We start from the raw sequence: 23709 nt of genomic DNA, 5'->3' as shown, positions 1-23709 counted from the left end.
CCCGAACAACGAGCCTTCGCCGAACCGCTTCCCGGGGCAATGGGTCCTGGCTTTCGCCAGGACGACGAACGAGATTGGATCAAATCTCCTTCTTCTGCATCGCGCCTGCAATGTAATCCGCCTGCCGGATCGCCAGCGAAACGATGGTCAGCGTCGGATTGCAGGCTGCGCCGCTGGTGAACTGGCTGCCGTCGGAGACGAACAGGTTCTTGACGTCGTGGCTCTGGCCGAACTTGTTGACCACGCCGTCTCGCGGCTTCTCGCTCATCCGGTTGGTGCCGAGATTGTGCGTGCTCGGATAGGGCGGTGTCGGATAGCTCACGGTGGCGCCCACCGCGTCGTAGACCGCCGCACCCTGCTTGTACGCGTGAGCGCGCATCGCGAGATCGTTGGGATGATCGTCGAAGTGCACGCTTGCGACCGGCTGGCCGAACTTGTCCTTCACGGTCGGATCGAGCGTGATGCGGTTGGTTTCCTGCGCCATGTCCTCGCCGACCAGCCACATGCCGGCCATCCGCGGATAGCCGTCGAGCGCTGCGGTGAACGGACGTCCCCAAGCGCCGGGGTTGAGGAACGCCGCCATGAAGGGCAGTCCGAGCGACAGCGTCTCCATCTCGTAGCCGCCGACGAAGCCGCGCTTCGGATTGTTGGCGGCCTCGTCGCGGATGATGCCGGCCATGGTGGTGCCGCGATACATGTGCACCGACTTCTCGAACACGGCATAGACGCTGCCGGTCATGTGGCGCATGTAATTGCGGCCGACCTGACCGCTTGAGTTGCCGAGGCCGTCCGGAAACATCGTGGATGCACTGTTCAACAGCAGCCGCGGGCTTTCAATCGAATTGCCGGCCACCGCAACTATGCGGGCTTTCTGACGCTGCATCGCGCCAGTCTCGTCGGCGTACACCACGCCGGTGACCTTGCCGCCCGCGTCATGCTCGATCTTGACCGCCATGCTTGCGGGGCGGACCTCGAGATTGCCGGTCGCCTCGCCCTTGGGGATCTCGGTGTAGAGCGTCGACCATTTCGCGCCTGATTTGCAGCCCTGAAAGCAGAAGCCGATCTGCTGACAGGCGCCGCGTCCGTCGCGCGGCTGGCTGTTGATCGCCATGTTGCCGGTGTGCACCGTCTTGTAGCCGAGCTTCTTTGCGCCGGCCTCCATCACTCTGAAGTTATTGTTGCCGGGAAGTCCGGGAATGCCGTTGGTGCGGGTCACGCCCATCTTGTTCTCGGCCTTGGCGTACCACGGCTCCATCTCCGCGAGCGTGATCGGCCAGTCCAGCAGGTTGGCGCCGGGAATGTTGCCGTAGGTGCTCTTCACCTTGAACTCGTGCTCGTCGAACCGCAGCGACGCGCCGGCCCAGTGTGTGGTCGAGCCGCCGACCGCCTTGACGATCCAGGCGGGAAGACCCGAGAAGTCTTTTGCGACGCGCCATGATCCCGATGTGGTGCGCACATCGGTCCAGGCGAGCTGCGAGAAACTCTCCCACTCGTCATTGACGAAGTCCTGATTTTCGATGCGGGGACCTGCTTCGAGAATGACGACCTTGACGCCCTTCTGTGCGAGCTCGTTGCCCAGCGTGCCACCGCCGGCACCGGAGCCGACGATCACCACAACGCTGGAGTCGTTCAGATCGAATTTTGCCATATGCGTTCTCCTGAACCGTTGGGTGAGCCTTAAGCCTTCGGCAGCCAGTCGATGTCGGCGAAGCCGCGGTTGATGTAGCCGCCGTGTTCGGCGGAGGAGCCCTCGTAGCCGAACCGTGGCCAGACCTCTTTCTGGTTGTAGAGAGAGACGACGAGGTCGCCGCGCACCTTCTGGAAGAAGTCGCTCTGCTCGATCTCCTTCAAGAGCACCACTCGGTCTGCTTCCCAGGGCACTTCAGCGTAAGCCACCTTGTGGCGATCACGCGCATTCTGATCGAGCCGTGTGATGCCGTCGCTGATCAGCGACTTGACGGACGCGTCCTTCGCCGCCTTGCCGTCCCACGGCTTGATCGCGGTGATGTAGTAGCTGTCGCCGAGGACGTCGTGCGGATAGATATCGCGCGCGACCTTCAGCAGCGTCTTCATCGTCGCGGGCGAAAGCGCGCTTGTCTCGTCGGCCCATGCGCCCTCGATGCTGACGGCGACGCTGGTCGCGACTGCCACGACCGGGACGGCGGTCGCGGCGCCCTTGAGAAAGACGCGGCGGCTGTGCTTGCTTCGACGGTCGACTTCCCTCATGGCATTCCTCCTTCGATTTTTGTGATTTGAATTTTGTGGTCGATCAGTTGAAACGTCCGCCGCGCTGGATCACCTCGATCTTGTAGCCGTCGGGATCACTCACGAAGAAGAAGCGCGCCAGCGTTTTGCCGTCGTGCTTGAAGTCGCGCAGCGGGCCCGGTGCGAGCTTCTCGCGCTCGAAACGGGCGTGTTCGGCATCGAGATCCTCCACCACCACGGCGAGATGTCCGTAACCGTCGCCGAGCGCATACGGCTCCTTGCGATCGAAATTGACCGTCAGCTCCAACTCGAAGGGCGAGGAGGGATGACGCAGATAGATCAGGGCAAAGTCTGCGAACTTCAGACGGTCGGCGACTTCCAGGCCAAAGGCCCGCTTGTAGAAGTCGAGCGAGCGCGCCTCGTCGAGTGCGCGGATCATGGAATGGACCGGCTTCGCCATTCAGTTCTGCTCCTTAAGAAAGGCGATGATGGCGGCGCGCGTCTCCGGCTTCGCCTGCCGGTAGACCATGACCACGCCGGGAATCACGGCTTGCGGATTGGTCAGCCAGGCGTCGAGCTTCGTCTCGTCCCAGACGAAGGCTGCTTGTGCGAGGGGCTCTGAATAGTGAAAGCCTTCGACCTTGCCGGCGGGCCGCCCGACGATCCCGACCAGCGGCGGACCCTGCCGCACCGGTTCTGACAGGTTCGTGGTGTGGCACACCGCGCATTGCTGCTTGAACAGTGTTGCGCCATCCAGCGGCTTTGCGGCCGGCAAGGGCATCTGCGCCTCGGCCACCCGCACCACCAGCACCATCGCGGTGCACAATCCCAGCACGATCGCGCGCATCGTCAAAAGTCCGCCCGTCCACGTCAATTCAGCGTGCGCAAACTCTAGGCGCGGCAAAACACGCGGTGGTAGTAGCGGGCTGTTTCGCTGCGTGCGGAGGTGCACGGGGTGCGTTGTTCCGCGCTGCCGCATATGCGGAGGGCAATTCCGCGAAACCGCCGTCAAATCCCTAAACGATCACCACACGAGACAGGTTGCATTGCGGTCGCGCCGTTCGTGCTCGTAACGCGATGGACTGGTTCGGCTCAGGCGGACGGCGCATCAAGCCGGCGAACCGATCATCGCGAAAATCCAGGAGAAATGGATGAAGTTGGTGAAGACCTCCGCAATCGCATGCGCCGTCTCGGCTCTCATTGTGACACCGGTTCTCGCGCAAGGTACATCGTCTGGCGCGAGGCCTAGCGGCACCGTGCAAAGCAAACCCATGCAAGGCAGCACAATGGGCAGCGGCGACGAGGAGATGAGCGCCCAGCCGGGCGCGGCGGGCGAGACGACGGGCATGAAGCCGACGAATGGCACCAGGAGCACGGTCGGCACCACGGGCAGTGCTGCACACAAGGGGACCGCCGACGAGTCCGCGACAGGCGGTGCAGCCAAGGGCAAGCGCTACTAGCCAATGGAGTGAAACGGCAGAACTCCGGTCGCCCTGCGGCCGGAGTTCTTTTGCAGTCTCTGCTAGTCGTCGAATCCGCGCCCGCGCTTCGACTTGATGTCGCTGCGGCGCTTCTTGCCCTCGAGCCGGCGCTGCTTGGAGCCAAAGGTCGGCTTTGTCGCGCGCCGGGGCTTCGGCCGGATCATGGCTTCGCCGAGCATCTCCGTAAGCCGGTCGATGGCGTCCTGGCGGTTGCGCTCCTGGGTGCGGAAGCGTTGGGCCTGGATCACGATGACGCCGTCCTTGGTCATGCGCTGCCCTGCGAGCCGGGCGAGGCGCAGCGCGGCATCCTCCGGAAGCGTCAGCTTCCGGGTGTCGAAGCGCAATTGCGCCGAGGTCGCGACCTTGTTGACGTTCTGCCCGCCCGGGCCGGAGGCGCGGACGAAGCCGATCTCGATGTCGTCCTCGTCGATGACGAGATCGCGGGATATCCGCAGCATGGTCGCACCATTCGTGATGCCCGGACATATCCCGGACGCCCAAGTTCGGCAATGGCGCCCCGAAATGCAAATGGCCGGGCGAGCCGGCCATTCACGAAGCTACGGAAAACGTCAGTTCGACTTCGTCACCGGTGCGGCTGCCGGTTGCGCCGCGGCCTGCGGAGCGCGGCCGACGACGACGGTCAGGAGGCCCTGGCCCCAGAGGCGCTTTGCGGCCGCCTTGGCGTCGTCCATGGTGACCGCATCGACGACGGCGTTGCGCTTCTCGATATAGTCGATCGGCAGCTTGTCCTGCTGATATTGCAGCAGCGCCTGCGCGAGCTTCGAGGAGGTGTCGAGCGCCAGCATCTGCGAGCCCTTGAGGTAGGACTTGGCCTCGTCGAGCTCCTTCTGCGTCGGGCCTTCCTCGGCGATCCGGCGCACTTCCTTGTCGATCGCGTCGATGGTGTCGCCGGCGCGGTCGGCGCGGGTGCCGGTATTGCCAATGAAGACCGCCGAATGCTCCATCCAGAGCAGCGATTCGAACACCGAATAGGCCAGCCCGCGCTTCTCGCGCACCTCGCGATAGAGCCGCGAGGACAACCCGCCGCCGCCGAGGATGTGGTTGACGACATAGGCTGCCATGAAGTTCGGATCGCTGCGTTTCACCCCGGGGCCGCCGAAGGTGATCACGGTCTGGGGCACGTCGAGCGTCACGAAGGCGCGTTGCGGCGGCTTGGCGGCCTCGACGTCGGGGACCGGCACGAGGTTGGCCTTGGCGGGCAGGCTGCCAAACGTGTGGTCGAGCAGCTTGCCGAGCGTGGCCGCATCGACATCGCCAACCACTGCGATCTTGAGCGTGTCCTTGGCGAGCACGCGGGCGACATAATCCTTCATGTCGGCAACCGTGATGGTTGGAACGCTGTCGAGGTTGCCGTTGGACTGCCGGCTATAGGGATGATCGCCGAAGGCAACCTCCAGGAATTTGCGGCTCGCCAGCGAGGTCGGGTTGGTGGTCTCGCGGCGCAGGCCCGAGATCACCTGCGAGCGAATGCGTTCGACATCGGCCGTTTCGAAATGCGGCGAGGTCAGCGCGCTCCGCAGCAGGTCGAAGGCCTCGTCCTTGTTGTCGCGCAGCATGCGCAGGCTGCCACGGAACGTGTCGCGGGTGGCGCTGAAGGAGAGCTCGATGGCGCGGCGATCGAGCCGCTCATGGAAGGTCTTGGAATCGAGGTCGCCGGAACCTTCGTCGAGGAGATCGCCGACCAGATTGGCGACGCCCGACTTTTCCTTGGGATCCTGGGCCGAGCCGCCGGCAAAGGAATATTCCATGGCGATCAGCGGCACAGTTGCATCCTGTACGAACCAGGCCTCGATGCCGCCCGGCGAAGTCAAATGCTGGATCTTTGCAGCCGCCTGCGACGGCGAGACGGTAGCAAGCACGAGTGCCGCGCCGGTGACGAGGGAGAATGAGACACGTCGAAGGAAGGGATAGGTCACGAACGCTTCTCCTCGCGCTTGGCGGCGCCGGTATCCTTGATCAGATAGCCCGTCACCGAGCGCTTCTTCTCGAGCCATTTCTGCGCGACGGTGCGGACCTGCTCGGCGGTGACCGCGCGGATGCGATCTGGCCAGCTCCGGATGTCCTCGATCGACAGGCCTGTGGTCAGTGCGCCGCCATACCAGCGCGCCAGCACCGCCTGATTGTCCTGGGCGTAGATCGCCTCGGCGATGAGCTGGGTCTTGACCCGCTCGAGATCCTCGGCGCGGATCGGATTCTGCGCGATATCGGCAATGACGCCGTCGACCACCTGCTCGACCTCGGCGAAGGTGACGCCGGATTTGGGCGAAGCCGAGATTGCGAACTGGGTCGGGTCGAGCGAGATGCTCGAATAGCTGGCGCTGGCGGAGACCGCGAGCGGCTTGTCGACCACGAGCGCACGGTAGAGATAGGAATTGCTGCCGCTGCCCATCAGCTGTGCCAGCACGTCCAGGGCCGCGCTTTCGCCGGCCGCAGCCGTGGTCGCCGAGGGCACCAGGTAATAGCGTCGCAGGCCGGGTTGCTCGACGCGCGGATCGGCCAGGGTCACGGTGCGCGGCGCCGCGGGCTCCGGCTCCTGCGGGCGGACGCGGCGCGCCGGGATCGCCGGTTGGGCCGGGATGGACCCGAAATTGCGCTCGACCAGCGGGCGGATGTCGGCGGGCTCGACGTCGCCGGCGATCACCAGGGTCGCGTTGTTCGGCGCATAGAAGCGGCGGTAGAAGGCGAGCGCATCCTCGCGATGGAGCTTCTCGATCTCCTGATGCCAGCCGATCACCGGCCGGCCGTAGGGATGGTTGAGATAGAGCGCGGCCATGATCTGCTCGTTCAGCCGCGCGTCCGGATTGTTGGCGACGCGCATGTTGTACTCTTCGAGCACGACGTCGCGCTCCGGCAGCACGTTCTCATCCTTGAGGATCAGGCCGGTCATGCGGTCGGCCTCGAACTCCATCATCTTCGGCAGCTGCTCTTTCGGCACCCGCTGGTAATAGTTGGTGTAGTCGACCGAGGTCGAGGCGTTCTCGTTGCCGCCGACGCGGAGCACGGTCTGGGAGAATTCGCCGACCGGATGCTTCGATGTGCCCTTGAACATCAGGTGCTCGAGGAAGTGCGCGAGCCCGGACTTGCCCGGCGTCTCGTCTGCCGAGCCGACCTTGTACCAGATCATTTCCGTGACGACGGGCGTGCGGTGGTCGGGAATCACCACGACCTGCATGCCGTTTCCAAGCGTGAAGCTGGCGGGCGGAGCCGATGTCACCGTGGTCTGCGCAAGGGATGCGCCGGCCGTCAGGACACTCGTCGAAAGCAGCGCGGCAAGGAGGCGGGCAGCCGATCGGTAAGAGGACATCATGATCCTTATGAAAGGCCGAGCCCGGATGTCCGGCTCGGAGGCACGGCATGGTACACCGTGCGGCAAACGCTTCGCGTCACGAAGCAGAGAACTGAACTCGGGCGCAAGTTACTGATCAGCAATTAAAGACCGCGTCCGGCGCGCACGAGCCGCCGGCGCGGGACCGCGTCTGTCGGGTTCTCGCAAAGGGACAGGAGGCTATTGTTCCTTGTCCTTGCCGGACATGATGTCGAAATAGGTCCGCCGTGTCTTGTCCTCTCCGGCGCCATAGGCGTAGCTCGGCGACGGCGTCTGATAGCCCGGCGGCGGCTCGACCAGCGACTGGCGCGGCGGCTCGGTCGTGAATTGCTTGGCCTCGCCTTTGTTGTTCGACATCATGCCCCACAGACCGCCGGAGAAACCGAGCTGGGCCGGGCTGAGCGACGGATTGCTGTTGGTGCCCGGCTGAATAGGATCGTTGCTCGTGCGCTCGGGTGCGGCTGTCCTGCCGACCTCCATCTCGGCGGGCGACAGCGCCCGGCCTGCCTGCCAACTCTCCGTCGCCTTGACGGCCTTCTTCCGCTGCGCGATGGCCTCCTTGCGGCGTCTCTCGTCAGGGTCCTTCGGCCAGTTTGGCGCGTTCTTGGCTTCGGTCCCGGCGGGCGGCGGCAGGTCAAGCTTGGGCGGTACCACCAGCGGCGATCGCTCGCGGTATTCGATACCCTTCTTCTCCATGCTCTTGGCGCCGATGCCCGACATCAGATTGTCGATGAGCTTCTCTTCGAAGGTCATGTCGTCGTCGTCCTCGCCGTCGTCACCGGCGCGGGCGGCGCCAGCCGACATGACGAGACCGATGCCGAGCGCGACAGCGGACAATTTCAACGCCCGCCAGAATCCCTGCCGGGGGTCTTCAACCATCGAACCGCTGGTCTTCGAGCTGCGCATCACTGTACCTGTTCCAAAATGTGGCAGTTTGCCGCTCTCACGCGGCATAATCCCTCGCAAAAGCAAGGTTCCGCCTGCCGGTCCGTATCGGCCGGGATCAGGGCGCTTTTGCGGCGGGTACCCCCAGGAAGGAATCATACAATAGCGCCGCCACGCCAGCAACGATGGCCACGTCCGCGAGATTGAACACGTACCAGTTATAGGTATTTCCGCCGATATTGATGTGAAACAGGGCGAAATCGACCACTGCGCCATAGGCGAGGCGATCGATCCCATTGCCAATTGCGCCGCCGATGATCAGGCCGAGCGCGATGGTTGCCAGCAGGGTGTGGGAGCGGGCCATCCAGATCGCCAGCGCAACCACGGCGAGGACCTTCACGGCCATCAGCGCCATTTGCGCGGCCTGACCGTCGTTCTGGAGCCAGCCGAAGCTGATGCCGATGTTCCAGGCCAGCACCAGGTCGAAGAACGGGGTCACCTCGACCGCGCCGCGACGGGCGAGGTCGAACACGTTCAGCAGCCAGAGCTTTGAAGCCTGGTCGGCCACGAGCGTGAGCAGGGCCGCGAGGATGCCGGCGCGGAGCGGGGTCATGGGCAGTCCGCCACAACATGCTCCGTCGTCGTCCTGGCGAAAGCCACGACCCATACGCCGAGGCGGTCGTTGTTTGAAAGACTTGTGGTCATCAGCCTTCGGCGCAATTGGCGGCGGTGGAAATGGGTCCTGGCTTTCGCCAGGACGACGGTGAGACCTAGATGCTGACCCCCAGCGCCTTCCATTCGCGCAGCGCCTGGGCATCGCGCGGGGTGACGTCGGGGTATTCGGGGTCTTCACCCACCGTCGGCGAAATCTTCCAGGAACGGGCGCATTTGGTGCCGACCGCCTTCTCCACCACGACAGCGACACCTGGAACGGCATCGAGACGGAAGGCGGAAGCCGGCGCCTCGCCCTCGCGCACCTCGTAGTTCGAGGTGATGCAGATCTCGGCGAGGTCGGTGTCGAACAGCGTCGCAAGCATGTCGCGGTCCGCGACATAGATGACCGGTGATGCCTCCAGCGACGAGCCGATGTTCTTGGCGGCGCGTTCGAGCTCCAGCGCACCGGTGACGACGCGGCGGACGTTGCGGATCGCTTCCCACTTCGCGGCGAGCTTGTCGTCGCGCAGGCTTTCGAGGTCGTCGGGAAACTGCGTCAGGTGCACCGAGGGCTCGGCCTCAGGCCTGTACATGCGCCAGGCCTCCTCCGCGGTGAAGCTGAGGATTGGCGCCAGCCATTTCAGGATCGAGCTGCACAACAGGTCGATCGTGGTTAGCGCCGCCTTGCGCGTCGGCGAGGACGGCGGATCGCAATACAGCGTGTCCTTGCGGATGTCGAAATAGAACGCGGAGAGCTCGCTATTCAGGAAGGCGGACAGGGTTGCGACCACGGTCTTGTAGTCGAACTCCTGATAGGCCTTGCGGACGACGGCAGCGCGCACCGCGAGCTCGTGCAGCATCAGCCGTTCGAGTTCGGGCATGTCGGCGGGTGCGACTGCGTCGGCCGGCTTGTAGTGATCCAGCGTTCCCAGCATCCAGCGTACGGTGTTGCGCAGCTTGCGATAGGTCTCGATGGTGTTCTTCAGGATCTCCGGGCCGATGCGCTGGTCGTCGGCATAGTCGGTGGCGCAGACCCACAGGCGCAGGATATCCGCGCCCGAATCCTTGATCACCTTCTGAGGCTCGACGGTGTTGCCGATCGACTTCGACATCTTGCGGCCGTTCTCGTCGAGCGTGAAGCCGTGGGTGAGCACGATGTCGTAGGGCGCGCGGCCGCGCGTGCCGGCGCTCTCCAGCAGCGAGGAATGAAACCAGCCGCGATGCTGGTCGCTGCCTTCCAGGTACATCACGGTGTCGTTGCCGCCATCGACCTTGCGGACGATGTTGCCGAGCTGCGGGAAGTTCTGGCGATCCTCGAGCACGAAGGCATGTGTGGAGCCGGAATCGAACCAGACGTCGCAGATGTCATCGATCTTCTTCCAGTCTTCCTTCGCGCGCGATCCAAGGAAGCGCTCGCGGGCGCCTTCCATGTACCAGGCGTCGGCGCCTTCTTCCATGAAGGCTTCGCTGATGCGCTGATTGACGATCTCGTCCTGCAGGATCTCGGCCGAGCCGTCGCTCTTCTCGCGCACGAACACGGCGATCGGAACGCCCCAGGCGCGTTGGCGCGAGATCACCCAGTCCGGACGGTTGGCGATCATGCCGTTGATGCGGTTCTCACCCGACGGCGGCACCCATTGCGTGACCGAGATCGCATGCAGCGCGCGGGCCCGCAGCGTATCGCCCTTTTTTGCATGGCCATTCTCGCTGACGTCCTTGTCCATCGCGATGAACCATTGCGGCGTATTGCGGAAGATCACCGGCTTCTTCGATCGCCAGGAATGCGGATATTGGTGCTTGAGGCGGCCGCGCGCGAGCAGCTTGCCGGCCTCGATCAACGCCTTGATCACGGCCTCATTGGCATCGCCCTTCTCGCCCTTGTCGTTGAGCACGCGCTTGCCGGTGAAGCCGGGGGCCTGCGCAGTATAGGCGCCGTTCTCGTCGACAGTGTAGGGGATCGCGGTCGAGATGCCGCGCTCATCGAGCTCGCGGGTATTGGCCATCCAGACGTCGAAGTCCTCGCGGCCGTGGCTCGGCGCGGTGTGCACGAAGCCGGTGCCGGTATCGTCGGTGACATGCTCGCCGGCGAGCAGCGGCACGATAAACTCGTAACCGCCATCGAGGCCGCGCAACGGATGGGCGCACTCCACGGCGTCCAGCGTATCGCCGGGAATGTCGCGCACCTTCTCATAGGCCGTGACGCGCGCCTGCTTGAACACCTCCGCTGCAAGCGCATCGGCCAGGATCAGGAGATCGCCGGTCTTCGCCCAATTGTCCGCGGCCGCATCCGTCACCTTGTAGAGGCCGTAGGCAATCTTCGGTGAGAACGAGATCGCGCGGTTGCCGGGTAGCGTCCAGGGCGTGGTAGTCCAGATCACGACGCTGGCGGAAGCAAGCGCGCCATGCGCGGGCGAGGTGACCGGGAATTTTACCCACACCATGTCGGAGGTGTAGTCCTCGTACTCGACCTCGGCCTCGGCGAGCGCGGTCTTCTCGACCACGCTCCACATCACCGGCTTGGAGCCGCGATACAGCGTACCGTTGGCGGCGAACTTCATCAGCTCGCGGGCGATCTGCGCTTCGGCCGGATAGCTCATCGTCTGATAGGGGTGATCCCAGTCACCGATGATGCCGAGGCGCTTGAATTCCTCGCGCTGCACGTTGATCCAGTGGGTTGCATAGGCGCGGCACTCTTTCCGGAACGCCACCATAGCCGTGGAATCGCGGAAATCAGGCTTCTGCTTGCCCTTGGAGCGGTAGTTCTCCTCCTCGATCTTCCATTCGATCGGCAGGCCGTGGCAGTCCCAGCCGGGCACATAGTTGGAGTCGAAGCCGAGCATCTGCTGGCTCTTGGTCACGACGTCCTTGAGGATCTTGTTCAGCGCGTGCCCGATATGGATGTTGCCGTTGGCGTAGGGCGGGCCGTCATGCAGCACGAATTTGGCGCGGCCCTGAGCTTGCTGGCGCAGTCTGTCGTAAAGGCCGATGTCGTTCCAATATTTCAGCAGCTCCGGCTCGCGCTGCGGCAGGCCGGCGCGCATCGGGAATTCGGTCTGCGGCAGGAACAGGGTTTTCGAATAGTCTTTGGCTTCGGATTTTTGGGATTTTTGTGGCTTGTCGGACATGAGGCTGACTGGCTCGGAAGGGCGCGGGAACGGATGGCGATGCGGAATCGCGGGTGAAACGACAACATCCCGGTCTTGCGCCGAGCCGAAAGCTCAGGCGGAAGCCGGGCCGCTAATCCCTATGATGCGCCGCGCAAACATGGGCACTCCATAGCAGGGGGGCGGGGGAAGCGCAAAGGGGCGGACGGCCTGATCCTGACGGCCGGGCACTATTGCGGAATTCCGCCGTAGAACTAATGTGTTGATTAACGGAGACTAATTCGATGAACGCAGAGCCGCTTGCCGAGGTGTTCGAGGAGCTCAAGCAGCTTCGCCGACTTGGTGGAAGGCGAGACGCCCAGGCACATCCAGAGATTACGTCCTCCCTTGAGGACGCCTATGCCGTGTTACTCGAGGCTGGCCAGAATGATACCGCGGACCTAATCCGCCAAGTGATAGACGATCTTCCTCCAGTCGGGTCGCTGGTCCGAATTCTGGAGATCAGGACGCTGGCCAACCGAGTCTTTGGTGACACTGCAAAGGCAGTGGCTTGGCTCGATCGACCAAATCGATCGCTATCAGGCCAGAAACCAGCCGACCTGTTGCAAGACGAACTCGGCGCGGCTGTCGTCCGCGAGCTGCTCGAGCAGATCGATCATGGAATCTTTGCCTGAGCCCGCAAGATGGAGCTCTGGCGAATTTCCAATTACGTGGATCTGTCTGGAGTTGGCGGCCTGAGGGCCGCAGGCCGGTGGCATTCGCAAGGCAGGCGCATCGTGTATCTCGCTGATCATCCGTCAAGCGCGTTGCTGGAAAGCTTGTCCATATGGATCGCGATATGATCCCGTCGACCTACCAGTTGCTGCGTATCGCGGTCCCCGACGACTTTGTCCTCGAGGCAGTCGGGCCGGAATTGCCGCCCGATTGGCGATCCCAGGCGATGGTCAGCCGTGAGATTGGGGATCGATGGCTCGATCGGTCAGCCACCGGGCTCGTGCAGGTGCCGTCGGCGATAAGCGCGCATGGAGCTAATTTTCTCTTGAACCCTGCACATTCGGATGCAGCGCGTGTCAGCGTCGCGGAGGTTATCCAGGCGCCGTTCGATCCACGGCTGCTCGTCTAGCCAGATTAATCAATCGATGACGCCAAGCCTCGGAAACGCGTCCGGGGCGGCGGCGAGCATGGCGCGGGCGCGGGCGGAATCGTGGTCCATCTGGCGGATCAGGGCCTCCAGGCTGTCGAATTTCAGCTCCTCGCGGATGAAGCCGATAAAGGCGCAGTCGAGCGTCTGTCCGTAAAGGTCGCCCTTGAAGTCGAACAGGAAGATTTCCAGCAGCGGCGCACCATTATCAAACGTCGGGCGGCGGCCGAAGCTTGCCACCCCGTCCAGCCGCTCCGCGCCGCGGCCGACCCGCACCGCATAGATGCCGTGCTTGAGGCCGCAATTGGCATCGAGGCGGATATTGGCGGTGGGATAACCGAGGTCGCGGCCGCGCTTCTCGCCGTGGATCACCTCGCCGGTGATGAACCAGGGCGAGCCGAGCATGGTCGTGGCCTCGTCGATCTGGCCTTCGGCGAGCGCGATCCGGATCGCGCTGGAGGAGACCGGCCGCTCGTCGATATCGACATGCGGCTGCACGTCGACCTCGATGCCGAGCCGGGGCGCCTCGTTGACCAGGAGGCTCGGCGAACCGACCCGACCCTTGCCGAAATGGAAGTCGTAACCGACGGCGATTCCGCCGATGCCAAGGCGCCCGATCAGGTCATGGTGAATGAAGTCTTGCGCGCTGGTCCCGGCGCGGGACTTGTCGAAGGTCATGACCACGGCGCCGTCAAGTCCGGTGCCGGCCAGAAGCCGCAGCTTGGCACGCTCGTCGGTCAGGCGGAATTGCGGGGTGTTGGGGCTGAAAAACCGGCGCGGATGCGGCTCGAAGGTCAATGCCAGCGCCGGGCGGCCATGTATCCGGCCCATTTCCAGGGCTGCGGCGATCACGGCGCGATGGCCGAGATGAACCCCGTCGAAATTGCCCATGGCGACCACGGCACCCCTTGCAATGGCGGAGTCCGGCGTAGTGTCGCGGATAACGGTAAAATGCGGAGCCATCAGGGGAATCTCGAGCCGGCGGGACCGGCCGGGACCGTGGCGCGACGGGCCGGATGAAGTCAAGCGGGAGGGGGCGGCTGCATCGAAAGCGATTTCAGTCCACCGCGGGCATTCCCAGTTAACGCGCTGTTTAACGCCTTGGTGCTAGTCCTTGAGCATGGAACCGCGGGGCTCCGGCCCGGCAGGTCCGATCGTAATATTTCCTGGGTTTGCGTTGGGGGAGTCGAGATGGCGGTTGATTTGTCGATGTCGGTTCTGGTGGTTGACGACTACAGCACCATGATCCGTATCATCAGGAACCTCCTGAAGCAGCTTGGCTTCGAGAATATCGATGATGCAAGCGACGGTTCGGCAGCGCTGAACAAGATGCGCGGCAAGAAGTACGGCCTCGTGATTTCCGACTGGAACATGGAGCCGATGACGGGTTACGACCTGCTGCGCGAAGTGCGCGCGGATCCGAACCTCGCCACCACGCCCTTCATCATGATCACGGCCGAATCAAAGACCGAGAACGTGATCGCGGCCAAGAAGGCTGGCGTGAACAACTACATCGTCAAGCCGTTCAACGCGGCGACGCTGAAGACCAAGATCGAGGCGGTCTTCCCGGACATGGCAAGCGCCTAAGGCGCGATCGAAGCCATCGGTTGAATTCGGAGGGCCCGGGCGGTTGTCCCGGGCTTTCTGCGTCTGGTTTTGTCATGCCGGATTCGATGCTCCACATCCGCCGGGGATGACGATCAGCTCACTACCACTTCAGTTCGCGCATCAGCGCCTTTGGCGGATGGCCGAACAATTCCAGCACCGAAGCCGGGTCGAGCTGGTCGAGACCCTCGAACTCCTCGGCATGGATGCCGCGGGTCACGAACAGGCAATCGATGCCGAACTCGCGCGCACCGGTAAGGTCGGTCCGGACGGAATCGCCGATCGCGAGCACCTTTTTGCGGTCGATCTGGTGGCCCTGGCGTTCGCCGGCGAGCGCCATCGCGCGCTCGTAGATCGGCCGGTGCGGCTTGCCGTAGAAGATCACCTCGCCGCCGAGCTCGCGATAGAGCTCCGCGATCGCGCCGGCGCAATAGATCAGTCGGTCGCCGCGTTCCACCACGATGTCGGGGTTGGCACAAACCAGCGTCAGCTTGCGCTCGCGCGCCTTCAGCATCATGCCGCGATAGTCTTCCGCCGTCTCGGTCTCGTCGTCATAGAGGCCGGTGCAGACGATGTAGTCCGCCTCCTCCAGCGGCGCGGTGACCGCATTGAGGCCGCGGTAGATCGAGTTGTCGCGCTCGGGCCCGAGCCAGAACATCTTGCGGCCGGGATGGTCGGCGACATAGAGCCGCGTCAGGTCGCCTGAAGACACGATGGCATCATAGGTCTCGTCGGCGACGCCGAGCTTGCGCAATTGCCGCTGCACGGAGTCGGCCGGGCGCGGCGCGTTGGTGATCAGGATGACCGTACCGCCGCGGCTGCGATAGGTGTGCAGCGCCTCGCAGGCTTCGGGGAAGGATTCGAGGCCGTTATGGACCACGCCCCAGATGTCGCTGAGCACGACGTCCACGCCCGCCACGAGTTCACGCAGGCTTTCGGCGAAATGCAGCGTGGTCATGATGCGTGCGGCCGATCAGATGCGGCGCGCGAGCGCGGCGTTGCCGGTGACGCGCTGTGGCGCAGACGCGGCCGACGTCGCGCCTGAGCTGGGTGTGCCGGAGCCATTGGATCCCTGAATGTCCTGTGCCTGGTTCGGCGCGGCGGTAGCAGATGACCCCTCCGGCCGCAATGGCCGGGGCGGCGCGAACAGGAACCCCTGGCCGAACCGCACGTCATAGTCGAGCAGGTCGATCACGGCGCGTTCGCCCTCGATCCGCTCGGCGATCAGGTCGATGCCGAAGCGGCCGAGCAGGTCGGAAAGATCGGACGGGTGGATGTCCGAGGCCGAAGCCTGCCTGGGGTCGAGCAGGAGCGAGGCCGGCACCTTGATGAAGCGCACGCCGCGATCGGCGAGCTCGCGCGGTTCGATACGCAAATCGGTGACATGGTCGATCGAGAAACGGAAACCGCGCTGGGCGAGCGCGGCGAGATTCTCGGTCTCGGCCGGGCCGAGATTGCGGAAGGTCGATTGCTTGAATTCCAGCACCAGCGACGGCGCCAGCGCCCGGTTGGCTTCGAGGAAATCGAGGTATTGCGCGAAGGTCGTGGAATTGCCGAGCGTGGAAGCCGCGACGTTGCAGAACACGCCGACCTCCTTGTTGCGTACCATCAGGCGTCGCAGCACCTGCACGCAGCGCAGCATCACCATGTTGTCGATGCGCCCGATCAGCCCAGAGGCCTCCGCGATGCTGATGAACTCTTCGGCCGCGACCAGCTGGTCACGCTCGTCGCGCAGGCGCGTCACCGCCTCATAGAAGCGGACCTTGCGCTGTGGCAGCGACACCATCGGCTGGAGAAAGATGTCGATGCGGTTCTCGTCGATCGCGTTGCGGAGCGTCGCCAGCAATTGGGTCTGGTTGCGGCCGTTGGCGGTCTGAACCGGATTGGTCTGGATCGCCGGTGCTGCCGGCCGCACTGGCGGCGGCGCGGGCGCTGGGGGAGCGGCAGCCGACCGCTCCTCCTCGAACGGGGCCATCAGGTCGAGCGGCGCGTCCGGCTCCTGCCTTGCGATTGAAGTTGGTGCCGGCACCGGCGCGTTGCCGGCCATCAGATCCTCATGGGCCGAGACGGTGGTGGCGAGCTGCCTGACCAATCCGCCGAGCTCGTTGATCTCGCCGACCACCGACTGGATACGGTCGGAGTTGGCCGAATTGGAGGAGGCGATGCGTGCTTCGACCGTGGCGAGCCGGCGGCCGAACTCGGCGACCTGGCGGGCGAGATCGGCGGTGCCGCGCGAAAGGTCGGTGATCTGGCCGCCGACGTCGCTGCGGTCGCGCAGTCGCATCGACACTGCATTGTAGAGGATCAGGAAGGTCAGCGCCGTCAGCGCCACGATCGCGGATTCGGTTCCGCTGATGCCGGCGACCGCGTAGAGCACGAGCCCGAGCGAGGCGGCGACCAGAACCATGCAGATGGCGATGAAGATCGTCGAAATACGAATCATGCCGCGCGTTACGCCTCAAGAGCTGACCTGCCTGACCGGGAAAACACGGGTGGCGTTTCGAACCCGTCACGCCGCATGCTCCCCCAAGCGGCATGAGCTTAACATCATTGTTGATTCGAGGGGATAGCGGCTCTCTTGCGGCTCAAGTCAGGCCAGCCCGGCGAAAACCTTCCAGATAGCGCTCGCGGTCGGGGGCGAGCTTGATCGGCATGAACTCTGCGATCCAGGCGAGCGAGACGTTCGGCTGGGCGCGGCGGAGTTCCTTCAGCGCCGCACGGGCAATCCCGCCGTGACCCGCCATGCCGGCGGCCGCAGTCAGTACCCGGTGCGCCCCGACGAAGTCGCTACGCTGGCGCAAGGCCTCCTGGGCGAGCCGGATGGCCTCCTCGTCGTCGCCGCCAAGAAAACGGGCATAGGCGGCGATGCCGAAATAGACGGGGGCATAGGGGTCGCGCGGACTGAGACGGATGGCGCGGCGCGCGGCCTCGTCGGCATCCTGCCAGCGCCCGCAATAGCCCAGCGCCAGGCCATAATAGCCCTGCGCTAGCGCAAAGTTTGGATTGAGCCGCAGCGCGGTCTCGAATTCGGCAAGCGAATCGTCGAATCGCCGCGCGAACAGATCGACATGGCCGAGCGCATTATGGGCCCAGGCATCCTCGTCGTCGGCGCGAATCGCGGCCCGCGCCGCACGCTCGGCGGCCGGCATTGCCGCGGTCATATCCATCCAGCCCATATGCGCCGTGAACATGTAGCTGGTGCCGAGCAGTCCGAGCGCCTTGCCGTAGTTGGGGTCGAGTGCGATGGCCTTTTCGAGCAGGGCCTGTGCGACCAGGTGGTCCTGCCGTGTCACGCGCCAATAGTGGGAGAGCGCGCGCATCAGCAGATCCCAAGCATCCATGCTCTCGGGCGCCTTGCGCTGGGCGCGAAAATTTTCCGCAGCGTAGAGCTGCGGCTCGATCGCGGCGACGATCTGTTCGGTGATCTCGTCCTGCACGGCGAAGACATCGGCGAGCTTGCGGTCGTAGCGTTCGGCCCAGAGATGGCTTCCGGTGGCGGTGTCGTTGAGCTGCGCGGTGATGCGGACGCGGTCGCCCTCTTTGCGAACGCTGCCCTCCACGACATAACGCACGCCGAGCTCCTCAGCGACCTGCCGCTGGTGAACCGTACGGCCCTTGTAGATGAAGGAGGAGTTGCGCGCGATGACGAAGAACCAACGCAACCTGGACAGCGCAGTGATGATGTCCTCGCTGATGCCATCGGAAAAATAATCCTGCTCGGCCTCGCCGCTCATATTGGTGAAGGGCAGGACGGCGATCGCGGGACGGTCGGGCAGCGGCAAGCCCGCCGGTGTCGGAGCAGCCGGCTTGATCGCAGCAGCCGACTTTGTCGCCTCGGTGAGTTCAGTCACCTCGCCGACGAACCGCACGCCCTTGCGCGCAATGGTGCGGATCAACCGCTGCTGCTCGCCAGTGTCGTTGACCGCGCGCCGCGCAGCGTTGATCCGGCTGGTCAGTGTCGATTCCGAGACGACGCGGCCGTTCCAAATCGCATCGAGCAGACTGTCCCGCGTCACCACGCGTTCGCGGTTGCGGACCAGATAGAGGAGGAGGTCGAACACCTGGGGCTCAAGGGAGACGAGCGCACCCGACCGCCGCAGCTCGCGCCGCTCGGGATCGAGCACGAAATCCTCAAATCGATGCGCCACGCTGCGCCCCGGTCCACACCCGGAAATCAAGGTGCTCTCAGCCTAAAATAACGCCGGTCTCAAGGCCAGAAGGCCACATGCGCCCTATCGTCCCGGCGTTTTCAACCGCAGGAGATTGCCATGTCGACATCCACAGCTCTCAAGCCGACCGCCGCCCAACCCGACCTTGCTGTCCTGAAGCAGCGCCAGCACGTTGCGTGGTCGTCCGGCGACTATGCCATCGTCGGCACCACATTGCAGATCGTCGGCGAGCAGCTTTGTGAGGCCTTGGATTTACGCGCTGGCAACAAGGTGCTGGACGTCGCCGCCGGCAATGGCAATGCGACGCTGGCCGCCGCACGACGCTGGTGCGACGTTACATCCACCGATTACGTGCCAGCGCTGCTCGAGCGTGGGCAGGAGCGGGCGGCGGCGGACCATCTAACGGTCGAATTTCGCGAAGCGGACGCCGAAGCGCTCCCCTTTGCCGATGCGAGCTACGATGTCGTGCTCTCGACCTTCGGAGTGATGTTCACGCCCGACCAGGACCAGGCGGCCTCCGAGCTCGCGCGGGTCTGCAAATCCGGCGGCAAGATCGGCCTTGCCAACTGGACTCCACAGGGCTTCATCGGCCAACTGTTCAAGATCATCGGCAAGCATTTGCCTCCGCCGGCCGGTGTGAAGTCGCCGGCGCTGTGGGGCACGCAGGCTCGACTTGAGGAAATGTTCGGCGGCGCGGCCTCGGAGATCGCAGCCGAGCCGCGCATGTTCGTGTTCCGCTATCGCTCGCCCGACCACTGGCTCGACGTCTTCAAGTCCTATTATGGCCCGATGCTGAAGGCCTTCGCGGCGCTCGACGAGACCGCCCAGGCCGCGCTGCGGCACGATCTCATGACCCTGCTCGGTGAGTTCAATCATGCCGATGACGGCACGGTGGTCGTGCACAGCGAATATCTGGAGGCGGTGATCACCAAGCGTTGATTGTGGTCAACACATGGTCAGGCCGGCTTTGGCCTGACCATCGCGTCAGGATGGCGCCGCAGCGCCGACCGTGTCGGCCGAGACGGCCTCGCGGGTGCCAAGCGGCCTGGGCGCCCCGGTGGTCGTGTCACGCAGGGTCTGCCGTTCGATCTCCGAATTTAGCTCGGCCCCGAACATGATGACGATGGCGGACATCCACATCCACATCATCAAGCCGATCGCAGCGCCGAGCGAACCGTAGGTCGCGTTGTAATTGGCGAATTCGGAGAGATACCAGGACAGCAGCGCCGAGCCGGCGATCCAGAGGATCGCGGCCGTTACCGCGCCGGGGCTCAGCCATTGCCAGCGCGGGGCGTCGCGGCTGGGCGCGAAGCGGTAGAGGACGGCGAGCGCCGCAAGGAGAATGACGAATAGCACCGGCCATCTTGCCAGCGCCACGATCAGCTTGCTTTCGGGCGCCATGCCGAGGTGATTGAGCGCGAGCGGGAAGGCGACGACGGCGCCCACCATCAGCAACAGGGCAACGATGCCACCGACCGTGAAGGCCAACGAAACCGTGTTCAGCCGGATGAAGCTGCGTTTTTCACGCTCCTCATAGGCGACGTTGAGGGCGTCGAAGATGGCTTTGACGCCGGCATTGGCGCTCCAGATCGCGAGCACGAGGCCAAACAGGAAAGTGAAACCAAGGGTCGCGCCGCCGTTCGACACGACGCGCGCCACCTGGTCCTCGACGATCTGGAACGCGCCCTCGGGCAGCATCATCGCGAGCGATTGCAGGTTGGAACTGATCGTCGAGGGATCGGCGAACAGGCCATAGAATGAAACCAGAGCCGTGATGGCGGGAAAGATCGCGAGCAGCCCGAAAAAGACGACGCCGCCGGCGGTCGCGAGCAGGCGATCCTCGTCGATGCGCTGATAGGTGCGCCAGAGGATGTCCTTCCAGCCTGCCCACGGGATCGCGAACGGGCTTTTTGCGCGGCGGCCGCGGCCGGGCTGCGAGGCTGCGCCCGTCGGGCTCGTTTCCGGCGAATTCGCCTCGCTGTTGCGATGGTCTTGCGGAGGTCCTGGCCGGATCAGGCCGGAATCCTGGAAATACCGCTCCGCGGTGAGCACGAACACGGTCGTGGCTGCCACTAACAGCCAGCTGTCGAATTGCTCGGCGCGCCGCATAGGCATTTTCAGGCATCCGCTCCGTGGCCGTGACGCCGCCGGCGCGCGGCCGTCAGCCCGACCAGCCCAACGGCTGCGAGCATCAGCCCGAGTTGCACGGGCCGGTTGGACCGAGCCGGCCACGTGCTGCCGCCATGTCCCCGTTCATGTCCTCGTTCGCCCGGCGCGAGCGGCGCGAGGGGAATTGTCGTCGCGACCTCCTTCACCGCGTCCTTCACCGTTCCGCGCGGGATGCGCGGGGTGGCGATCGCCACCCGCAGCCGGCTGGCGAGCGGCACTATCGGCTTGGTCTTGCGCTTCATCTGAGCCATGGCCACGCCGGCGCAGGCGGCGGCCAGGACCAGGAGGACACCGCCGGCGGCGCCGAATCCCCAGAATTGCCCGTAATGGATTGCAACCCAGCGGTACAGGGCGATCAGGCCGACAAAGAAGGCTGCGACGACGAACAAGCCCGCAACGGCGAGCAGTCCGGCCGCAGTCGCGTAAGAGGTCATGCGCCCCGTGGCTTGATTGCTCCGGTCACGGGCATAGGACTGGGCGGCGCGCTTGAGATGGTTGAGCTTGAGCGCGACGCCGGCGCGCAGCAATTCGCCCGATGGCGCAAGCATGCGGTGATCCTCCGAGTGCGAGAAAATTCGTCGGGGGATGAACGTGGCGGTATTTGACTTGTTCCGAACGAGCTCGGTCCGCCGTGATGGATCAGCCGAGATCGGCTGCCGCGATCCAGAACACTTCGCCCTCTGAGTCCTCGGTGTCGAGCCAAAGCAGCGGCAATTCAGGAAAGGCCTCGTCGACCATTTCGCGGCCGCGGCCGATCTCGCAGATCAGCCCGCCATCCGGCGTCAGGTGGCCGGGCGCGTCGCGCAGGATCCGGCGCACCACGTCGAGACCGTCGGCGCCGCCGTCGAAGGCGAGCTTCGGCTCGGCCCGGCACTCCGGCGGCAGCGCCGCCATGCCTTCGGCATCGACATAAGGCGGGTTGGTGATGATCAGGTCGTATTTGGCGTCACCGAGCGGAGTGAACAGGTCACCGCGATGCAGGCTGATCCGGTCATCGAGCCTGTATTCGCCGACATTCCGTCTGGCGACGTCGATCGCGCCCTTGGAGATATCGACGGCGTCGATCGTAGCATTCGGAAAATGATGCGCGGCGAGGATCGCGAGGCATCCCGACCCAGTGCAGAGATCGAGCACGCCTTCGACCGCGCTGGGGTCGTCGATCAGCGAGCCGGCTTCGCCGTCGCCGCCGAAATGCGACTCCAGGAGCTCACCGATGAACGAGCGGGGAACGATGACGCGCTCGTCGACATAGAACGGCAGGCCGCGCATATAGATCTTGTTGACGAGATAGGCGGCCGGTTTGCGCGTGGTGACGCGCTGGTGGATGAGATCGATGATGGTCCTGCCCTCGGCGGCCGTGACGCGCGCGTTGGCAAAAATCTCGAACTGCTCGGGATGCAGATGCAGGGCTTCACAGACCAGGAAAGCCGCTTCCGCGACCGGATCGGGCGTGCCATGGGCAAAGGCGAGCTTGGCCTCATTGAAGCGGCTCACCGCATAGCGGACGAAATCGATCAGCGTGAGAAGCTCGCAGCGGCCCAGTTTCGCGAGCTTTGGCGCGGCGCGGCCGCGCACGGTCTTTTTGGATGTTGCTGCCATCAGGATCGGGTCCAGCGTGCGGCGGCTTCGTCGTCGCGGGCCTGGGCGTCGACCCAGCCGGTGCCGGTGGCGCTCTCTTCCTTCTTCCAGAACGGCGCGTTGGTCTTGAGATAATCCATCAGGAACTCGGCGGCCTGGAACGCTGCCTGGCGGTGCTGCGAGGCGGTCAGCACCAGCACGATGTTCTGGCCGGGCACGAAACGGCCGACGCGATGGATCACCGTGACGCCGTTGAGCGGCCAGCGCGAAATGGCCTCGTCGGCATGGCGCCTGATCTCTTCCTCGGCCATACCAGGATAATGCTCGAGCGAGAGCGCGGCGATCTTCGCGCTGTCCTCGTCGCCGCGGCAGATGCCGGAAAAGCTCACGACCGCACCGATGTCGGTGCGGTTCCCGGTCAGCACCGCGATCTCGCGCGCGATGTCGAAATCGTCTTGCTGGATACGGATGGTGACGGGGCAGGTGGTGCCGGGCATGGTCTAGCCGCCAGTCATCGGCGGAAAGAACGCGATCTCGCGAGCGCCCGCGATCGCGGCGTCCGATTTGACGTGGGCATGGTCGATCGCGGTGCGGATCACCTTCGGCTTCTCGAACGCGTAGGCGTAGGCTTCGCCTTGGCCGGACAGCCAGGCGATCAGCTCTTCCACCGTGCGCACGGTTGAGGGCGGCTCGATGGTCTCCTCGGCCTTGCCGACGCGCTCGCGCACCCAGGCGAAGTACTTCACTTTCATCCCTCATCCTCCTTGATGAGGTGATGGATGCCGGCGCCGAAATAGTCGTAGCCCGTGTACATGGTGAGGATCGCCGAGGCCCAGAGCAGCGCCAGCCCGATCATCGAGACCATGGGCACAACCTCATCGCCGGCCGGACCAGCCAGCAGGAAGCCGATCGCGATGAGCTGAACCGTCGTCTTCCACTTCGCAAGCTTGGTCACGGGCACGCTGACGCGCAGCGCGGCGAGATATTCGCGCAGGCCCGAGACCAGGATCTCGCGGCACAGGATCACGATGGCGGCCCACAGCGACCAGCCGTGAATGATGCCGTCGGCGGCCAGCATCAGCAGGCACGAGGCGACCAGAAGCTTGTCGGCGATCGGGTCGAGCATTCGGCCGAACGCCGATTGCTGATTCCAGATCCGCGCGTAATAGCCGTCGAGGTAATCGGTGACCGCAGCCGCGATGAAAATGGCGACCGCGACCCAGCGCAGCCACAGCGGGCCGTCCATGATCGACTGCGCGTAGATGCACCCGACCACGACCGGGATCGCGGCGATCCGGCCGTAAGTCAGGATGTTCGGGAGGGACATCGCGCGGCTGGTGGTCCCTCGTGTCGTGGCGATGTTCATCCGTCC

Annotated in this window: 24 protein-coding genes and 1 pseudogene; 5 read left to right on the top strand and 20 right to left on the bottom strand. The window is 64.4% G+C overall.

Annotated elements, in window-relative coordinates:
• Positions 1-79 precede the first annotated feature (79 nt).
• The 4 genes from BRA1417_RS0138835 to BRA1417_RS0138820 are packed head-to-tail and all read right to left on the bottom strand — an operon-like array spanning position 80 to position 3052.
• Entirely contained in the window at positions 80-1648 is a 1569-nt protein-coding gene (locus tag BRA1417_RS0138835; protein ID WP_027520404.1) for a GMC family oxidoreductase, read from the bottom strand.
• A 29-nt stretch (positions 1649-1677) separates the two neighbouring features.
• Entirely contained in the window at positions 1678-2226 is a 549-nt protein-coding gene (locus BRA1417_RS0138830; protein WP_027520403.1) for a hypothetical protein, read from the bottom strand.
• Between the two features lie 43 nt (positions 2227-2269).
• Complete coding sequence (locus BRA1417_RS0138825) at positions 2270-2665, bottom strand: VOC family protein (RefSeq protein ID WP_027520402.1); 396 nt, start codon at positions 2663-2665, stop codon at positions 2270-2272.
• Positions 2666-3052 (bottom strand): cytochrome c family protein, encoded by a 387-nt coding sequence (locus BRA1417_RS0138820; protein WP_027520401.1) that lies wholly within the window; start codon positions 3050-3052, stop codon positions 2666-2668. It lies immediately after the preceding gene.
• A gap of 424 nt (positions 3053-3476) precedes the next feature.
• On the opposite strand from BRA1417_RS0138820, the gene BRA1417_RS45910 reads away from it, so the two are divergent.
• Complete coding sequence (locus tag BRA1417_RS45910) at positions 3477-3665, top strand: hypothetical protein (RefSeq protein WP_245286336.1); 189 nt, start codon at positions 3477-3479, stop codon at positions 3663-3665.
• A gap of 62 nt (positions 3666-3727) precedes the next feature.
• Here BRA1417_RS45910 and arfB read toward each other — a convergent pair whose 3' ends face one another.
• The 6 genes from arfB to ileS form a co-directional block, all read right to left on the bottom strand.
• Entirely contained in the window at positions 3728-4144 is a 417-nt protein-coding gene (gene arfB, locus BRA1417_RS0138810; RefSeq protein ID WP_027520399.1) for an alternative ribosome rescue aminoacyl-tRNA hydrolase ArfB, read from the bottom strand.
• 111 nt (positions 4145-4255) lie between these two features.
• Entirely contained in the window at positions 4256-5623 is a 1368-nt protein-coding gene (locus BRA1417_RS0138805) for a pitrilysin family protein (protein WP_027520398.1), read from the bottom strand.
• Positions 5620-7014: a pitrilysin family protein gene (locus BRA1417_RS0138800; protein ID WP_198034908.1), complete on the bottom strand. Its 1395-nt coding sequence runs from the start codon at positions 7012-7014 to the stop codon at positions 5620-5622. Before BRA1417_RS0138800 ends, BRA1417_RS0138805 begins: the two co-directional genes overlap by 4 nt.
• Positions 7015-7212: 198 nt before the next feature.
• On the bottom strand, positions 7213-7938 hold the full coding sequence (locus BRA1417_RS0138795) for a hypothetical protein (RefSeq protein ID WP_027520396.1): 726 nt from the start codon (positions 7936-7938) through the stop codon (positions 7213-7215).
• A gap of 97 nt (positions 7939-8035) precedes the next feature.
• Positions 8036-8530, bottom strand: coding sequence for a signal peptidase II (gene lspA / locus BRA1417_RS0138790; protein ID WP_027520395.1), 495 nt, complete (start codon positions 8528-8530; stop codon positions 8036-8038).
• A gap of 157 nt (positions 8531-8687) precedes the next feature.
• Positions 8688-11696: an isoleucine--tRNA ligase gene (gene ileS / locus BRA1417_RS0138785; RefSeq protein ID WP_027520394.1), complete on the bottom strand. Its 3009-nt coding sequence runs from the start codon at positions 11694-11696 to the stop codon at positions 8688-8690.
• Positions 11697-11959: 263 nt separating this feature from the next.
• Between ileS and BRA1417_RS0138780 the strand changes: the two genes are divergently transcribed.
• Together BRA1417_RS0138780 and BRA1417_RS46400 are read left to right on the top strand one after the other, a co-directional pair.
• A complete protein-coding gene (locus BRA1417_RS0138780) occupies positions 11960-12349 on the top strand; it encodes an MbcA/ParS/Xre antitoxin family protein (RefSeq protein WP_027520393.1) in 390 nt (129 codons plus the stop codon).
• Between the two features lie 9 nt (positions 12350-12358).
• Positions 12359-12798 (top strand): annotated as a pseudogene (locus BRA1417_RS46400) (RES family NAD+ phosphorylase).
• Between the two features lie 9 nt (positions 12799-12807).
• Here the strand turns inward: BRA1417_RS46400 and BRA1417_RS0138770 are convergent.
• A complete protein-coding gene (locus BRA1417_RS0138770; RefSeq protein WP_027520392.1) occupies positions 12808-13779 on the bottom strand; it encodes a bifunctional riboflavin kinase/FAD synthetase in 972 nt (323 codons plus the stop codon).
• 228 nt (positions 13780-14007) lie between these two features.
• On the opposite strand from BRA1417_RS0138770, the gene BRA1417_RS0138765 reads away from it, so the two are divergent.
• Entirely contained in the window at positions 14008-14403 is a 396-nt protein-coding gene (locus BRA1417_RS0138765) for a response regulator (RefSeq protein ID WP_007596883.1), read from the top strand.
• A 121-nt stretch (positions 14404-14524) separates the two neighbouring features.
• Here BRA1417_RS0138765 and BRA1417_RS0138760 read toward each other — a convergent pair whose 3' ends face one another.
• The 3 genes from BRA1417_RS0138760 to BRA1417_RS0138750 all read right to left on the bottom strand — a co-directional run bounded on the left by BRA1417_RS0138760 (position 14525) and on the right by BRA1417_RS0138750 (position 18569).
• Entirely contained in the window at positions 14525-15379 is an 855-nt protein-coding gene (locus BRA1417_RS0138760) for a TIGR01459 family HAD-type hydrolase (protein WP_027520391.1), read from the bottom strand.
• 15 nt (positions 15380-15394) lie between these two features.
• Complete coding sequence (locus BRA1417_RS0138755) at positions 15395-16864, bottom strand: EAL domain-containing protein (protein WP_027520390.1); 1470 nt, start codon at positions 16862-16864, stop codon at positions 15395-15397.
• 142 nt (positions 16865-17006) lie between these two features.
• On the bottom strand, positions 17007-18569 hold the full coding sequence (locus BRA1417_RS0138750; RefSeq protein WP_198034907.1) for a winged helix-turn-helix domain-containing tetratricopeptide repeat protein: 1563 nt from the start codon (positions 18567-18569) through the stop codon (positions 17007-17009).
• 120 nt (positions 18570-18689) lie between these two features.
• Between BRA1417_RS0138750 and BRA1417_RS0138745 the strand changes: the two genes are divergently transcribed.
• Positions 18690-19529 carry a class I SAM-dependent methyltransferase gene (locus BRA1417_RS0138745; RefSeq protein WP_027520388.1) on the top strand — a complete coding sequence of 280 codons (840 nt, stop codon included), beginning with the start codon at positions 18690-18692 and terminating at the stop codon, positions 19527-19529.
• Positions 19530-19574: 45 nt separating this feature from the next.
• On the opposite strand, the gene BRA1417_RS0138740 is transcribed toward BRA1417_RS0138745, so the two are convergent.
• The 6 genes from BRA1417_RS0138740 to pgsA form a co-directional block, all read right to left on the bottom strand.
• Entirely contained in the window at positions 19575-20705 is a 1131-nt protein-coding gene (locus BRA1417_RS0138740; RefSeq protein WP_027520387.1) for a YihY/virulence factor BrkB family protein, read from the bottom strand.
• Positions 20706-20707: 2 nt separating this feature from the next.
• The gene (locus BRA1417_RS0138735; RefSeq protein WP_027520386.1) at positions 20708-21307 is read right to left on the bottom strand and encodes a phage holin family protein; all 600 of its coding nucleotides are present in this window, start codon (positions 21305-21307) and stop codon (positions 20708-20710) included.
• 91 nt (positions 21308-21398) lie between these two features.
• Positions 21399-22358, bottom strand: a complete 960-nt coding sequence (prmB, locus tag BRA1417_RS0138730) for a 50S ribosomal protein L3 N(5)-glutamine methyltransferase (RefSeq protein WP_027520385.1) — start codon at positions 22356-22358, stop codon at positions 21399-21401.
• Entirely contained in the window at positions 22358-22834 is a 477-nt protein-coding gene (locus tag BRA1417_RS0138725; RefSeq protein WP_027520384.1) for a molybdenum cofactor biosynthesis protein MoaE, read from the bottom strand. Before BRA1417_RS0138725 ends, prmB begins: the two co-directional genes overlap by 1 nt.
• A 3-nt stretch (positions 22835-22837) precedes the next feature.
• A complete protein-coding gene (moaD, locus tag BRA1417_RS0138720) occupies positions 22838-23089 on the bottom strand; it encodes a molybdopterin converting factor subunit 1 (protein WP_027520383.1) in 252 nt (83 codons plus the stop codon).
• Positions 23086-23703 carry a CDP-diacylglycerol--glycerol-3-phosphate 3-phosphatidyltransferase gene (gene pgsA, locus BRA1417_RS0138715; protein ID WP_007596859.1) on the bottom strand — a complete coding sequence of 206 codons (618 nt, stop codon included), beginning with the start codon at positions 23701-23703 and terminating at the stop codon, positions 23086-23088. The genes moaD and pgsA overlap by 4 nt, the downstream gene beginning before the upstream one ends.
• Positions 23704-23709: the final 6 nt, after the last annotated feature.

The organism is Bradyrhizobium sp. WSM1417, assembly GCF_000515415.1.
Classification (GTDB): Bacteria; Pseudomonadota; Alphaproteobacteria; order Rhizobiales; family Xanthobacteraceae; genus Bradyrhizobium.
Note: the sequence above shows the minus strand (reverse complement) of the source record. Positions and strands in the feature narration are given on the sequence as shown.

What these genes read in the sequence shown, in the direction of transcription:
- BRA1417_RS0138835 (WP_027520404.1), bottom strand. Translation starts at nt 1,648, where the DNA reads ATGGCAAAATTCGATCTGAACGACTCCAGCGTTGTGGTGATCGTCGGC.
- BRA1417_RS0138830 (WP_027520403.1), bottom strand. Translation starts at nt 2,226, where the DNA reads ATGAGGGAAGTCGACCGTCGAAGCAAGCACAGCCGCCGCGTCTTTCTC.
- BRA1417_RS0138825 (WP_027520402.1), bottom strand. Translation starts at nt 2,665, where the DNA reads ATGGCGAAGCCGGTCCATTCCATGATCCGCGCACTCGACGAGGCGCGC.
- BRA1417_RS0138820 (WP_027520401.1), bottom strand. Translation starts at nt 3,052, where the DNA reads ATGCGCGCGATCGTGCTGGGATTGTGCACCGCGATGGTGCTGGTGGTG.
- BRA1417_RS45910 (WP_245286336.1), top strand. Translation starts at nt 3,477, where the DNA reads ATGCAAGGCAGCACAATGGGCAGCGGCGACGAGGAGATGAGCGCCCAG.
- arfB (WP_027520399.1), bottom strand. Translation starts at nt 4,144, where the DNA reads ATGCTGCGGATATCCCGCGATCTCGTCATCGACGAGGACGACATCGAG.
- BRA1417_RS0138800 (WP_198034908.1), bottom strand. Translation starts at nt 7,014, where the DNA reads ATGATGTCCTCTTACCGATCGGCTGCCCGCCTCCTTGCCGCGCTGCTT.
- BRA1417_RS0138795 (WP_027520396.1), bottom strand. Translation starts at nt 7,938, where the DNA reads ATGCGCAGCTCGAAGACCAGCGGTTCGATGGTTGAAGACCCCCGGCAG.
- lspA (WP_027520395.1), bottom strand. Translation starts at nt 8,530, where the DNA reads ATGACCCCGCTCCGCGCCGGCATCCTCGCGGCCCTGCTCACGCTCGTG.
- ileS (WP_027520394.1), bottom strand. Translation starts at nt 11,696, where the DNA reads ATGTCCGACAAGCCACAAAAATCCCAAAAATCCGAAGCCAAAGACTAT.
- BRA1417_RS0138780 (WP_027520393.1), top strand. Translation starts at nt 11,960, where the DNA reads ATGAACGCAGAGCCGCTTGCCGAGGTGTTCGAGGAGCTCAAGCAGCTT.
- BRA1417_RS0138770 (WP_027520392.1), bottom strand. Translation starts at nt 13,779, where the DNA reads ATGGCTCCGCATTTTACCGTTATCCGCGACACTACGCCGGACTCCGCC.
- BRA1417_RS0138765 (WP_007596883.1), top strand. Translation starts at nt 14,008, where the DNA reads ATGGCGGTTGATTTGTCGATGTCGGTTCTGGTGGTTGACGACTACAGC.
- BRA1417_RS0138760 (WP_027520391.1), bottom strand. Translation starts at nt 15,379, where the DNA reads ATGACCACGCTGCATTTCGCCGAAAGCCTGCGTGAACTCGTGGCGGGC.
- BRA1417_RS0138755 (WP_027520390.1), bottom strand. Translation starts at nt 16,864, where the DNA reads ATGATTCGTATTTCGACGATCTTCATCGCCATCTGCATGGTTCTGGTC.
- BRA1417_RS0138745 (WP_027520388.1), top strand. Translation starts at nt 18,690, where the DNA reads ATGTCGACATCCACAGCTCTCAAGCCGACCGCCGCCCAACCCGACCTT.
- BRA1417_RS0138740 (WP_027520387.1), bottom strand. Translation starts at nt 20,705, where the DNA reads ATGCCTATGCGGCGCGCCGAGCAATTCGACAGCTGGCTGTTAGTGGCA.
- BRA1417_RS0138735 (WP_027520386.1), bottom strand. Translation starts at nt 21,307, where the DNA reads ATGCTTGCGCCATCGGGCGAATTGCTGCGCGCCGGCGTCGCGCTCAAG.
- prmB (WP_027520385.1), bottom strand. Translation starts at nt 22,358, where the DNA reads ATGGCAGCAACATCCAAAAAGACCGTGCGCGGCCGCGCCGCGCCAAAG.
- BRA1417_RS0138725 (WP_027520384.1), bottom strand. Translation starts at nt 22,834, where the DNA reads ATGCCCGGCACCACCTGCCCCGTCACCATCCGTATCCAGCAAGACGAT.
- moaD (WP_027520383.1), bottom strand. Translation starts at nt 23,089, where the DNA reads ATGAAAGTGAAGTACTTCGCCTGGGTGCGCGAGCGCGTCGGCAAGGCC.
- pgsA (WP_007596859.1), bottom strand. Translation starts at nt 23,703, where the DNA reads ATGAACATCGCCACGACACGAGGGACCACCAGCCGCGCGATGTCCCTC.